10 protein-coding genes and 1 pseudogene are annotated in these 12726 nt (G+C 73.2%); 10 read left to right on the top strand and 1 reads right to left on the bottom strand.

What is annotated here, in order from left to right; all coding sequences use genetic code 11:
- The first annotated feature begins 60 nt into the window (after window positions 1-60).
- Entirely contained in the window at window positions 61-1362 is a 1302-nt protein-coding gene (locus KIF24_RS23945; RefSeq protein WP_221085941.1) for an MFS transporter, read from the top strand.
- Between the two features lie 12 nt (window positions 1363-1374).
- Here KIF24_RS23945 and KIF24_RS34735 read toward each other — a convergent pair whose 3' ends face one another.
- Window positions 1375-1773, bottom strand: coding sequence for an RICIN domain-containing protein (locus KIF24_RS34735; RefSeq protein WP_331461262.1), 399 nt, complete (start codon window positions 1771-1773; stop codon window positions 1375-1377).
- 41 nt (window positions 1774-1814) lie between these two features.
- Here KIF24_RS34735 and KIF24_RS34730 point away from each other — a divergent pair, with 41 nt between their 5' ends.
- The 9 genes and pseudogenes from KIF24_RS34730 to KIF24_RS23900 all read left to right on the top strand — a co-directional run bounded on the left by KIF24_RS34730 (window position 1815) and on the right by KIF24_RS23900 (window position 12697).
- A complete protein-coding gene (locus KIF24_RS34730; protein ID WP_331461261.1) occupies window positions 1815-2042 on the top strand; it encodes a hypothetical protein in 228 nt (75 codons plus the stop codon).
- Window positions 2043-2207: 165 nt separating this feature from the next.
- Complete coding sequence (locus tag KIF24_RS23935) at window positions 2208-3587, top strand: FAD-binding oxidoreductase (protein ID WP_221085940.1); 1380 nt, start codon at window positions 2208-2210, stop codon at window positions 3585-3587.
- Window positions 3584-4926: pseudogene (locus tag KIF24_RS23930) on the top strand (class I SAM-dependent methyltransferase). The gene KIF24_RS23935 and the pseudogene KIF24_RS23930 overlap by 4 nt, the downstream one beginning before the upstream one ends.
- Window positions 4927-5017: 91 nt before the next feature.
- Entirely contained in the window at window positions 5018-5575 is a 558-nt protein-coding gene (locus KIF24_RS23925; RefSeq protein ID WP_221085938.1) for a winged helix-turn-helix domain-containing protein, read from the top strand.
- The gene (locus tag KIF24_RS23920) at window positions 5568-6425 is read left to right on the top strand and encodes an SRPBCC family protein (RefSeq protein ID WP_221085937.1); all 858 of its coding nucleotides are present in this window, start codon (window positions 5568-5570) and stop codon (window positions 6423-6425) included. The genes KIF24_RS23925 and KIF24_RS23920 overlap by 8 nt, the downstream gene beginning before the upstream one ends.
- A 55-nt stretch (window positions 6426-6480) precedes the next feature.
- The gene (locus KIF24_RS23915; RefSeq protein ID WP_221085936.1) at window positions 6481-7623 is read left to right on the top strand and encodes a hypothetical protein; all 1143 of its coding nucleotides are present in this window, start codon (window positions 6481-6483) and stop codon (window positions 7621-7623) included.
- On the top strand, window positions 7620-9161 hold the full coding sequence (locus KIF24_RS23910) for a hypothetical protein (protein WP_221085935.1): 1542 nt from the start codon (window positions 7620-7622) through the stop codon (window positions 9159-9161). Before KIF24_RS23915 ends, KIF24_RS23910 begins: the two co-directional genes overlap by 4 nt.
- Before the next feature lie 422 nt (window positions 9162-9583).
- A complete protein-coding gene (locus KIF24_RS23905) occupies window positions 9584-11902 on the top strand; it encodes a putative bifunctional diguanylate cyclase/phosphodiesterase (RefSeq protein ID WP_221085934.1) in 2319 nt (772 codons plus the stop codon).
- Between the two features lie 36 nt (window positions 11903-11938).
- Window positions 11939-12697 carry a MerR family transcriptional regulator gene (locus tag KIF24_RS23900; protein WP_221085933.1) on the top strand — a complete coding sequence of 253 codons (759 nt, stop codon included), beginning with the start codon at window positions 11939-11941 and terminating at the stop codon, window positions 12695-12697.
- Window positions 12698-12726: the final 29 nt, after the last annotated feature.

Here is a 12726-nt window from a genome sequence, read left to right as displayed (position 1 = left end):
TGCGCAGCATGGCTTTCCGGCCACTCGCTGGAGCAGCCCGCCCTCCACCAGACTCACCTGGTGAAAAGAGCTGTCCGTCCGCATCCGGCCTGGGTCGTCGCCGCGGTCGCCTTCGTGGCGCTGGTCGGCGCCGCCGGGTTCCGGGCCACCCCGTCCGTGCTGCTGCACCCGCTGCACGCCGAGTTCCGCTGGCCGCTGGCCACCATCTCCGCCGCCGTCTCGGTGAACCTGCTCCTCTACGGGCTGACCGCGCCGTTCGCCGCGGCGCTGATGGACCGCTTCGGCATCCGCCGGGTGGTGGCCACCGCGCTGGCCCTGGTCGCCGCCGGCAGCGGGCTGACCGTCTTCATGACCGCGAGCTGGCAACTCATCTTGTGCTGGGGCGTGCTGGTCGGGCTGGGCACCGGGTCGATGGCGCTGGCCTTCGTGGCGACGATCACCGGGCGCTGGTTCGTGCGCCGCCGTGGCCTGGTCACCGGTGTGCTCACCGCCGGTGGGGCGGCCGGCCAACTGGTCTTCCTGCCGCTGCTGGCGCTGCTGGTGCAGGCGTACGGCTGGCGATCGGCGGCACTGGTCGTCGCCGGGACGGCTCTGCTGGTCGTACCGCTGGTGCTGCGGCTGCTGCGGGAACACCCGGCGGATCTCGGGCTGCCCCCGTACGGTGCGGCGGAGATCGAGCCCGTGACCAGGCCCGCGGGTGGGGCCGCCGCCCGCGCCGTGGGCGCGCTGGTCCAGGCGGCGCGCACCCGGCCGTTCTGGCTGCTGGCCGCCGGCTTCGCGATCTGCGGGGCGACCACCAACGGCCTGGTCGGTACGCACTTCATCCCGGCCGCGCACGACCACGGGATGCCGCAGACCACGGCGGCCGGGCTGCTGGCGCTGGTCGGCCTCTTCGACATCGCCGGCACCATCGCCTCCGGCTGGCTCACCGACCGGTTCGACCCCCGGCTGCTGCTGGTGGCGTACTACGCGCTGCGCGGCGGTTCGCTGATGCTGCTGCCCGGCCTGTTCGCGGCCACCACCGAGCCGAGCATGCTGGTCTTCGTCATCTTCTACGGCCTGGACTGGGTGGCCACCGTGCCGCCGACCGTAGCGCTGTGCCGGGAGTACTTCGGCGCCTCCGGTGCGGTGGTCTTCGGCTGGGTGTTCGCCGCCCACCAGCTCGGCGCGGCGGTGGCCGCCACCGGGGCCGGCCTGGTCCGGGACCAGCTCGGCACCTACCACCTCGCCTGGTACGTGGCGGGAACGCTGTCGGTGGGCGCGGCCGTGCTGTCGCTGATGCTGCTGCGCAGCCGGGGCACCGCCGTCCCCGAGCCGACACCGGTCGCCGCCGCGCCGAAGGCGTGGAGCTACCGCGGTTGACCACGTTCGCGGCTACTGGAGCGCCCAACGTTGGGCCGGATTGCCGTCGCAGGGCGCCTGGACGATGTCGGTGCCGGCCTCGGTGCCACCGTCGCGGGCCTGGGCGCACTTGCCGCTGTGCGCGGCCACCAGCACGGTCGCGCCGCCGTCGACCGGTTGCAGCCGCCACTGCTGGTTGGCCTCGCCGTGGCAGCCGAACTGCTGCAACCGGGCGCCGTCGTCGCCGCTGCCGCCCTCGACGTCGAGGCACTGGTTGTGGGCGGCGTTGGTCAGCGTCACCGTCTCCGGGCCGAACGCGGTGACCACCCACTGCTGCTCCGGGCCGCCGCCGCACGCGGCCAGCCTGGCGACGGCCTTCTCGCCGGTGCCGTCCAGGCCGAGGCAGAGGCCCGAGCCGACACCACGGAACACCTTCGGCCCGGCGACCGCGTCCGGGTCGGCGCTCGGTGTGGGTGGGGGTCGGCTCGGGCGGCGCCGTGGTGGGTGGCGGCTCGCTCTCGGTCGGCTCCGGTTGTGCCCTTGCCGGGCTGGGCGCGGGCACCGTCGGCGCCGGTGCCGGGTCGGCGGCACCGAGCACGCCGGTGGCGAAGAGCACCCCGGCCAGTACGCCGACCAGCCCGACCGCCCCCGCCACCAGCAGCACCGGGTCGAGGGGCGGTCGGCGGCGGCTGGTGCCGTAGACGGTGCCCGATCCATCGGTTTCCGACATGCCGGCATCCTGTCCCACGGCGGCCGGTGCCGGCCAGCCGCCCCCGCCCGCCGGCGAGGGCGCCACGCCCATCCGGATGCGAAACGTCTCCCGTGGACATCCCGCCAGTGTCACCGGCGGCGCGTAAAGTGATCCCATGCACGCCGTGCGTGATCATGAACTGGCGATGGCTCAGCTGCGACGGTCGTACGCAGCGGTGCCGCCCGGCCAGCCGGTGCGGCTGGCCAAGCGCACCTCCAACCTGTTCCGCCCGCGCAGCGCGCCCACCACGGGGCTCGACGTCAGCGGGCTCGGCCGGGTGCTGGGCGTCGACCCGGTCGCCCGCACCGCCGACGTGCAGGGCATGTGCACCTACGAACGGCTGGTCGACGCGACCCTCGCGAACGGCCTGATGCCGCTGGTGGTGCCGCAGTTGCGCACCATCACCCTGGGCGGGGCGGTGACCGGGCTGGGCATCGAGTCGACCTCGTTCCGCAACGGCCTGCCGCACGAGTCGGTGATCGAGATGGACGTGCTCACCGGGGCCGGGGAGGTGGTCACCGCCCGGCCCGAGGGCGAGCACGCCGACCTCTACCGGGCCTTCCCCAACTCGTTGGGCAGCCTCGGCTATGCCACCCGGCTGCGCATCGAGCTGCAACCCGTGCGGCGGTACGTCGCGCTGCGCAACCTGCGGTTCACCGGCCTGACCGAGCTGACCGAGGCGATCGCGAGGATCACCGCCACCCGTTCCTGGGCCGGCGAGAGCGTCGACGCGATGGACGGGGTGATGTTCAGCCCCGACGAGGCGTACCTCGCACTGGCGACCTTCACCGACGAGGTGCCCGCGGTCTCCGACTACACCGGCCAGGACATCTACTACCGGTCGCTGCGCCGCCGCCGGGACGACGCGCTCACCGTCCACGACTATCTGTGGCGCTGGGACACCGACTGGTTCTGGTGCTCGGCCGCGTTCGGCGCCCAGCACCCGGTGGTGCGGCGGTTGTGGCCGGCCCGGTGGCGACGCAGCGACGTCTACCACCGCATCGTGCGCCTGGAGCACCGGCACCGGGTGGCCGCCCGGATCGACCGGTGGCGCGGCCAGCCGGCCCGGGAGCGGGTCGTGCAGGACGTGGAGGTCCCGCTGGAGCACACCGCCGAGTTCCTGCACTGGTTCGCCCGGCGGGTCCGGATGACGCCGGTGTGGTTGTGCCCGCTGCGGCTGCGTGAGCCCGCGGGCCCCGGATCGGCCTGGTCCTGGCCGCTGTACCCGCTGCGGTCGGGGCAGGACTACGTCAACATCGGGTTCTGGGGGAGCGTGCCGATCGCCGAGGGCGCCGCCGACGGCGACGTCAACCGCGAGATCGAGCGCGCGGTGTCGGAGGCGGGCGGGCACAAGTCGCTCTACTCCGACGCGTACTACGACCGGGATTCGTTCGACCGGCTCTACGGCGGCGACACGTGGCGTGCCGTCCGGGACCGGTACGACCCGGCGCATCGGCTCACCGGACTGTACGAAAAGGCGGTAGCACGAGCATGAGCCTCACCGACCGAAGCCAGGGAGCGGCCGGCGCTCCCGCCAGTCCGCCGCCGGGGGCCGGCGGGGCGGACCGACCGTGGCGGACATCGTCCGGACGTTGACCGCGGGCCCACTACCGGTCCGCGTTCGTGGGTACGACGGCAGCGCCATCGGCCCCGCCGACGCCGGGATCACCCTGTCGATCCGATCCGAGCGAGGTCTGTCGTACCTCCTCACCGCACCGGGTGACCTGGGCATGGCGCGCGCCTACGTCAGTGGTGACCTGGCCATGGAGGGGGTGCACCCGGGCGACCCGTACGAGGCGTTGCGGGTGCTCAAGGACGAGGTGCGGGTCCGGGCACCGGCGCTGGCCGAGGCGCTGGCGCTGGTGCGGGGGCTGGGCTGGGAGCGGCTGCTGCCGCCGCCGGCGCCGCCACAGGAGGCGCTGCCGCGCTGGAAGCGGGTGCTGGGCGGCCTGCGGCACTCGCGGGGCCGCGACAGCAACGCCGTCTCGCACCACTACGACGTCTCGAACGCCTTCTACGAGAAGGTGCTCGGGCCGTCGATGACGTACACCTGCGCGGTCTTCCGCAGCCCCGACGACACCCTCGAACAGGCTCAGGCGAGCAAGTACGACCTGGTCGCCGGCAAGTTGGCGCTGCGTCAGGGGATGCGGCTGCTGGATGTGGGCTGCGGCTGGGGCGGCATGGTCCGGCACGCCGCCCGCGAGTACGGCGTCAAGGCGCTCGGGGTGACGCTGTCCCGGGCGCAGGCGCAGTGGGCGCAGGCGGCGATCGAGCGGGAGGGGCTGACCGGGCTGGCCGAGGTGCGGCACCTGGATTACCGCGACGCCCCGCGTGAGCAGTTCGACGCGGTCTCCTCGATCGGTCTGACCGAGCACATCGGGGTGCGCAACTACCCCGCCTACTTCGGCTTCCTGCGGGACCGGCTGCGCCCGCACGGGCGCCTGCTCAACCACTGCATCACCCGGGCGGACAGCCGGGCGCCGCACCGCTCGGGCGCCTTCATCGACAGGTACGTATTCCCCGACGGCGAGCTGGCCGGACCGGGGAGGGTGATCAGTGAGATCCACGACGTCGGGCTCGAGGTGCACCACGAGGAGAACCTGCGGCAGCACTACGCGCTGACGCTGGCGGCCTGGTGCCGCAACCTCGTGCGGCACTGGGACTCCTGCGTCGCCGAGGTGGGCGCGGCCACGGCCCGGGTGTGGGGTCTCTACATGGCCGGGTCGCGGTTGGCGTTCGAGCGCAACGGCATCCAACTGCACCAGGTGGTGGCGACGCGGAACGACCTGGAGGCGGCCAGCGGCTATCCGCTGCGTCCGGACTGGCTGCCCTGAGCTGACGACTCGACGGCCGCGCCGGATTGCCGGCGCGGCCTTCGTCGACCCTATTGACAAGGAAGTTTTTTACGTACAAACTGATTTTGTTATGAGAGACGTCCTGTACCTGGAGCAGTTGGAGCAGGCCGAGGTGCTGCTCAAGCCGCAGCGCGTCGAGATCCTGCGGCAGCTGGCCGAGCCACGCACCTGCACCGAGGTGGCCGCCCGGCTGGAGCAGACGCCGCAGCGCGTCTACTACCACGTCAAGCAACTCGTCGCGGCCGGCCTGGTCGAGCAGATCGACCAGCGCAAGGTCCGGGGCATCACCGAGGGCATCTACCAGGCCGTCGCCCGGTCGTACTGGCTCTCGCCCCGCCTGGTGGGGCGGATCGGGCTGCGCCGGGCGCGCGACGAGCTGAGCCTGGGTTACCTGCTGGACCTGATGGAGGAGGTCCAGGCCGACGTCGCCGCCCTGGACCGCACCGCACCGGAACTGCCGTCGATCGGCGTCTCCGGCGAGATCCGCGTGCCGGCCGAGCGCCGGCAGGAATTCCTGCACGACCTGCAGTCCGCGCTGCAGGACCTGTTCACACGCTACGGCGGTGCCGAAGGTGACGCCTTCAAACTCGCCGTGGCCTGTTACCCGAAGGGAACCGACCGTGACTGAACCCATGATCATCGCCGTCCGCCTCGCCGCGCCGATCGCGCGGGTGCGCCAGGCCCTGACCGACCCGGCCGAACTGCGCATCTGGCTGGCCGAGCACGCCGAGGTCGAGCTGCCCGAGCGGTACGAGTTCTGGGGCCGCTACACGCCGGAGGGCGACGCCGCCCACCAGCGGCTGCTGCACGCCGACGACGGCCGGCTGCGCTTCGCCTGGCTGCTCGACGGCGTGGAGACCACCACCGAGATCACGCTGCGTCCGGACGGGCCGGACGCCACCGTGCTGACCCTGTCGCAGACCCACTTCGACTTCGCCGACGTGGTCAACGGCACCAGCATCCGGGGTGTGCTCCAGACCTACTGGGCCCTGGCGGTCGCCAATCTCGACGCCCACCTGAGCGGCAACCCGCTGCTGCCGAAGACCGACTTCACCAGCACCGACTTCCGCGCTGAGCTGGTGATCGCCGCGCCGGCCGACAAGGTGTGGGAGTCGCTGACCGACTCCGAGCAGGCCAGCGCCTGGTTCGGCTACCCGATCGGGATCGAGCCCTGGGTCGGCGGCCGGTACGCCATGGGTGGCTTCGAGAGCGGGCACGCCGCCAAGGTGGTCGACCTGGAGCCGGGCCGGCGGATGTCTGTCGACTGGGGATCGCCCGGCGTCACCAGCTGGGAGCTGGCCGAGTCGGCGGGGAAGACGAGGCTCACCTTGGTGCAGAGCGGCTTCGACGAGCAGAACCCGCCCTACGCGGCCTGGTCGGGGACGGTCTCCGGGCTGGCCGAACTGCGGCGCTTCCACGAGGTGCCGGACTGGCAGTCGATCTGGTTGCCGGAGGAGTTCGCCACCTCCGCTGGCTGAGCCGCGCCGTCCGGCTCCGGCCGGGACGTCGCCGTCGCGGCTATCGTGGCCTGTCGTGACGAGCAGCGAGCAGCGACTGGCCGAGATCCGGGGCGCAGTGCCCCCGCGACGGCACAACGCCCGCACGATCGCAGCCCTGACCGGCAACCCGGGCTGCACCCGCCGGGCGGTCCTGGACGGCGCCGGGGTGGACAAACCGTTGCTGGCCGAGCGGCTCGGCGTTCCCGCGCGGTTCGGCCAGTCCCGGTTCGCCATCACCCGCGGCAACGCGTTCGAGGCGCGGGTGAAGGCCGACGGCGGTGCCGAGTTGCTGCGGCTGGTCGCCGGGCGGCTGGGCGTACCGGTGCCGGCGGCGGCGACTTGGACGGACCTCGGCGGCGGCGACGACCCGACCGGTCGGGCCCGACGTTCGGCCGCCCTGCTGACCGCCGCCCTGCCGCCCGGTGCCCAGCCGCCCGCCGCGTTCCGCGCCGACGAGCCGTTCCGCGCCGACGAGCCGGCGGCGTTGTTCGACCATCCGTTGCTCGGGCTGGAGGTCGCCGGGCGGCGGGTGCACCTGGAGCCGGACCTGGTGGCGGCCCGGCTGGACGGCCGGTACCACGTCGTGGAGATCAAGTCGTTTCCCGTGGTCGACGGGCAGGCCGACCCGGCGAAGCTGGCCGCCGCGGCGGTGCAGTCCGCCGTCTACGTGCTGGCCCTGCGGGAGCTGCTCGCCGCGCGGGGCCACGATCCGCGGCTGGTGTCGCACGAGGCGGTGCTGGTCTGTCCCCACGATTTCACCAACCACCCGGTGGCGCACCTGCTCGACGTCCGCAAGCAGGTGCTGGTCGTGCGCCGGCAGCTGGACCGGATGGATCGGCTCGACACGCTGCTCGCCGACGTGCCGGCGGACTTCACCGCCGATCCCGGCGCCGACCCGGCCGGCTTGGCGGGTTCGCTGGCCCAGGTGCCGGCCCGCTACGCCCCGGACTGCCTCGCCAGCTGCGAACTGGCGTACTTCTGTCGGCACGAGGCGCGCGGGCAGACCGGCGTGCTCGGCCGCCCGGTTCGCGAGGCACTCGGCGGGGTCGCCGAGGTGGACGTGGTCCTGGCGCTCGCCGGCGGCGAGCGCGCCGCCGACCCGGAGCAGGAGGAGGCCGCGGCGCTGCTGCGCGCCGCCGCCCGTCTGCGCGCCGACGCCCTCGGCGCGCCGGCATGAGTACGCTGCGGGCGCTGGCGGCGGCGCAGGCCGTGGCCGCCGGGACGGCCCAACCGGTGGCCACCGTCCGGCACCTGCACCTGTCGAGGCGGCCCCTGGTGCTGGTGCCGTTGGCGATGGCCGGCGAGGCGAACGCCCCCGTCGCCGCGATGGTCGGCGCCGCGCCCGGCGAGGGCCGGCTGCTGATCGTGCCGCAGCCCCGCAACCGGGACCAACGGTTCGCGTTCGCCGCCGAGCTGGCCGCGATCGTGTTGCCGTACGTCGACGCGCACCGCACCGGCACCGAGGCGGTCGCCGTGGACCGGGGCCGGGACGTCCGTTACCGCTTTCTCGACGCGCCACAGCTACTGGTGCCGAACGCGGCGGCGGTGACGTTCCTGCGGCTGCTCGGTCGCTCCACCCGGTTCCGCCGGGTCGACGGCGAGTACCCGGTGCCACCGCAGGTGCCGCTGCTGGGTCGATGGCTGACCTTCTTTGCCGAGCGGGCCGAACATTCCGGCTCGTCCGCGCTGGTGGCGATGACGCAGGCACTCACGCTGCACTGGGCGACCGGGCAGAGCGCGGTGGAGGATCTGCACCTGCCGGCGCTGCTGGGCTGGATCGCCCCTCCGGCGGGGCTGTCGGGAGCCGACGCGGCGGCCCGGGCCGAGGACCCGGCGGTGTGTCCGCCGGCCGGCCCGGCCACCGATCCCGATTTCGACAACCGGCTGCTGGCCCCGGCCATCGAGGCGTACGCCGTTGCCGGGGACGACGAGGCGGCGCGTGCCGAGGCGTACACGTGGCTGGCAGGGCTGCTGCGGGACCAGCTGACGCCCACCTGGGAGCTGATCTGGCGCGGCCTGGGACTGCTGCGGGCCCTGCCGGCGGGAGCCCGGGTGGCCGGGCGGTGGACCGGCGACCGGGACGCCTTCACCGCCCACGCCGAGCACCTGGACAACGACGGTGCGCCGCAGCCGGCCCGCGACGGCGCGGTGGCCGCCGCCGCCCGGCTGCACCGTCTGGAGCGGGCGGCGGCGACCTACGCCGTGCAGCGCGCCTTCGACGATCCGCTGGTGATGGCGGAGCACCGGCTCACCGGGGAGGCGTTCGTCGGCGAGGTGGCGCTGGCCGACCCGGCCCGGGTGGACGACAGCGGCCGACGGCCGGTGTTGCGCCCGCGCATCCAGCTGGTGACCACCGAGCCGGTGCTGGTGCCGGTCGGGGCGACCCTGTTCAGCCCCGCCCGGCCGGGGCAGAAAGCGCGGGTGATCTTCGTGACGCCGGCGGCGGACGGCAAGACCGAGGTGGTGCTGGAACTCTCCGGCGGGATGGGGCGCGGGTTGACGGCCAGCCCGGGAAGCGTGCCGGAGGTGGGGGAGCGGCACTGCTACACCACACTGAGCGAGGCGTACGTGCCGAGCGGGGCGTTCCCGCCGGCGGAGCAGACCCCGTGGACACACGGCGGCCCACCTGTGGCGGAACCGGTAGCGGTGGCCGGCGGAGCTGCTGTCGGGGCGGCGCCGGAGCTTGAGCCTGCACCCGACGAGGAATGGGATTGAGCGGTCGGTCCCCGGGCACCCGTCACCCGTCGTCACCGACGCCCCCGCCCGCCGAACTCCCCTACCGGCCCTTTGCTCTGCTTACCTATACGCACCGGTTGCTCTCGGTAGTCGTCAGTGCGCGCTGCGCCTGACTGTAACGCCAGCTCACGGTGGGGTTGCGTGTAGGTAAGCAGAGCAAAGGGGCTGGATAGCAAGATGGGTGAGGGCGGGATATGTCACCTTGGGTTACCACTCGGGATGCTCGCTGTGTGTCACGGCGACGCGCTGTTGATTGCCAATGGGCGGTTGGCCGTCCGGTTGTGGACTTCGGGCCCGTGGACCTGGCGGGGCGGTTGCGCCCGTGGCTAGGCTTTCGGGGTTTGCCAGGACCGGTCCTCGCCGGCGAGGGTGCACGAAGAGGGAGAGCCGGAGCGATCGCTGTGTCGCGAAAGGACGTCGAGCAGGGTGCCGCGCGGTCGGACCGGGCCGGTCGCGTGGGGCTGGTCGGTGCCGGCGTCGTCGTCGCGGTCGAGGCGCTCTGGCTGGTGCTGGCGCTGCCCGCCGGGGCTCTGGTCAGCGACTTGGGTGCGATTGCCGTGGCGGGCTGGGCCGCGGTGGCGTGCGCCGGGGCGGGCCGCCGGCATCCGGCTGCGGTGCGCCGGTTCTGGTTGCTGTTGGCGGCCACCATGGCGTTGTCGATGGCTGGGCGGGCACTGTGGACGGCGCAGCGGCTTCTCGGGGAGGGCCTGCCGCACACGTTGCCGATCGGGCTGATCTTCACGGCCAGCCTGCTGACCGGCACCGGCGCGCTGTTCTGCTCACCGACCGCACCACGGACCGCGGTGGGCCGCGCCCGGACCCTGCTCGACGGGGTGATCGTCGGGCTGGCGTTGATCCCGGTCGGCTGGCTGTTGATCTTCCGCAACGTCACCCTGGCGGACCTCGACGAGCCGCTGCGCACCGCCGGTCTGCTCTATCCGATGTTCGACCTGATGCAGCTGACCATTCTGGTCGCGGTCGTCGGCCCGGGCCGCCCGGTGTGGCGGCCGATGGCGCTGCTCGGGGTGAGCCTGACGGTACGCGCGGTGGCCGACGCGGCGTACGTGTCGCTGGTGGCCGCCGGCACCTACCAGCCCGGCACCCCGATCGACGTGCTCTGGCCGTTGAGCTACCTGCTGATCGTCGCGGCTGCCCGGACCTCCCGGCTGCCCGACTACGGCGCCGCCGAGGAGGCGGGGGATGCACCGTTGCCGCCGTGGTGGCGGGTGGTGTTGCCCTACCTGCCGGTGGGCGGGGCGATCGTGGCGACCATGCTGGCCCGCGACGCCGGCGGGCACACCCCGTTGCCGGTCTTCCTGGCGATGATGGCGCTGCTGGCGACGCTGGCGCTGCGGCAGGGGCTGGCGGCGAACGAGAATCTGCGCCTGGTGGCCCGGCTGCGGCAGCTCGCCTACGTCGACCAGCTCACCGGGCTGCCCAACCGGCTGGCGTTCACCCGCCGGCTGCGCGGTGCCCTGCGGGGGGCCAACCGGGTCGCCGTGCTGCTGCTGGACCTCGACGGCTTCAAGCAGGTCAACGACCGGTTCGGGCACACCACCGGCGACACGCTGCTGTCTGGCCTGTCCCGGCGGATGCGCCGGGCGGTCGGCACCGACGGGATGATCGCCCGGATCGGCGGCGACGAGTTCGCGGTGCTGGTCACCGGTGGACGACCGGCGGCACCGGAACGGTTGGCCGAGCGGTTGCTGGCGGCGCTGCAACCGTCGCCCGGTGAGGAACTGGTCGGGGTGCACCCGTCGGCCAGCATCGGCATCGCCGAGTACGGCCCGCAGCACATTTCGCACACGGACCTGCTGCGCGACGCGGACATCGCCATGTACGCGGCCAAGGCGGCGGGCAAGTCCGCGTACCGGCGGTGCACCCAGGCGCTGCGGGAGTCGGCGGTGAGCCGGGCGGAGCTGATCGCCGACCTGCGGCGGGCGGTCGACGAGGAGCAGTTGCACCTGGAGTTCCAGCCGATCGTGGACCTGGCCACCGGCGAGGTACGCAGCGCGGAGGCGTTGGTGCGGTGGCGGCATCCCCGGCTGGGCGTGCTCAGCCCGGCACGGTTCCTGCCGCTGGCCGAGGAGACCGGCCTGATCCTGCCGATCGACCGGTGGGTGATCCACGAGGCGTGCCGGGCGGCGGCCACCTGGCAGGACCGGGTTTCCTCGGCGACGGTGGCGGTGAACATCGCCGCCTCGCACCTGCGCCGTCCCGACCTGATCGCCACGGTCACCGAGGCCACCGCCGGGGCCGGGCTGGCACCGCGGGCGCTGACCCTGGAGCTGACCGAGTCGGCCCTGATCGAGGGCAGCGACGCGGTGCTCGACCGGTTGGGGCAGCTGCGGGAGCTGGGCATCCGGATCGCCATCGACGACTTCGGCACCGGCTACTCGTCGTTGAGCTACCTGCACCGGATCCCGGCGACCGAGTTGAAGATCGACCGCTCGTTCGTGGCCCGGATCTCCGAGGACACCCGGGCGTACGCGACGGTGGAGATGGTGACCCGGCTGGCCGGCGCGTTCGACCTGGGCGTGGTGGCCGAGGGGGTGGAGACCGAACGGCAGCACGAGGCGGTGGCGGCGATCGGCTGCGTGCAGGGACAGGGCTACCGCTACGGCCGACCGACCACCCTGGCCGAGCTGCGTAGCGTGCTGGTGAACTCCGACCCGCCGGGTGTGTCCGGCGTCGCAGAATCGGGCTTGACCCTCACCTAACGGCAGCCGGGACCGTGGTTCCGGAAAGGGGGAACCATGGCCCACACGGTTGGTCAGGTGGCGAAGCTCGCCGGCGTGACGGTCCGGACGCTGCACCACTACGACGAGATCGGGTTGCTGACGCCGAGCGGTCGTACCGGGGCGGGCTACCGCCGCTACTCCGAGGCGGACCTGGAGCGGTTGCAGCTGATCCGGTACTACCGCGAGCTGGGGTTCCCGTTGGAAGAGATCGCCGTGATCCTCGACGACCCGGCGAGCGACCCGGGGGCGCACCTGCGCCGCCAGCACGAGCTGCTGACGGCGCGGATCGGGCGCCTGCAGGAGATGGTCGCGGCGATCGAGTTCGCGATGGAGGCGAGTAAGTTGGACATCCGACTGACCCCGCAGGAGCGCTTCGAGGTGTTCGGTGACTTCGACCCGGAGGCGCACGCCGAGGAGGCGGAGCAGCGGTGGGGCGGCACCGACGCATACCGGGAGTCGAACCGGCGGGCGTCGCGCTACACCAGGCAGGACTGGCTGCGGATCAAGGGCGAGACGGAGGACTGGGGGCGGCGCGTCGTCGCGCTGCTGGCCGCCGGAGCGCCGGCGGACGGCCCGGCGGCCCGGGAACTGGCCGAGGAGCACCGGCAGCAGATCAGCCGCTGGTTCTACGAGTGCTCGTACGAGATCCACACCGGTCTGGCCGACATGTACCTGGCCGACGAGCGGTTCACCGCGCACTACGAGGCGATGGCACCGGGGCTGGCCGAGTATCTCGCCGAGGCGATCCACGCCAACGCGATCACCCGCGCGTGATTGGTGGGCGTGCGGGCGCGGCTGCGCTA

It is taken from the genome of Micromonospora tarapacensis (assembly GCF_019697375.1).
Taxonomy (GTDB): Bacteria; Actinomycetota; Actinomycetes; order Mycobacteriales; family Micromonosporaceae; genus Micromonospora; species Micromonospora tarapacensis.
The sequence above is the reverse complement of the archived record's forward strand: the minus strand, read 5'-3'. Positions and strand labels throughout refer to the sequence as shown.

Bases quoted from the DNA above. Each gene is read 5' to 3' on its own strand.
- KIF24_RS23935 (WP_221085940.1), top strand. From the start codon at position 2,208: ATGCACGCCGTGCGTGATCATGAACTGGCGATGGCTCAGCTGCGACGG.
- KIF24_RS23910 (WP_221085935.1), top strand. From the start codon at position 7,620: ATGAGTACGCTGCGGGCGCTGGCGGCGGCGCAGGCCGTGGCCGCCGGG.
- KIF24_RS23900 (WP_221085933.1), top strand. From the start codon at position 11,939: ATGGCCCACACGGTTGGTCAGGTGGCGAAGCTCGCCGGCGTGACGGTC.
- KIF24_RS23925 (WP_221085938.1), top strand. From the start codon at position 5,018: ATGAGAGACGTCCTGTACCTGGAGCAGTTGGAGCAGGCCGAGGTGCTG.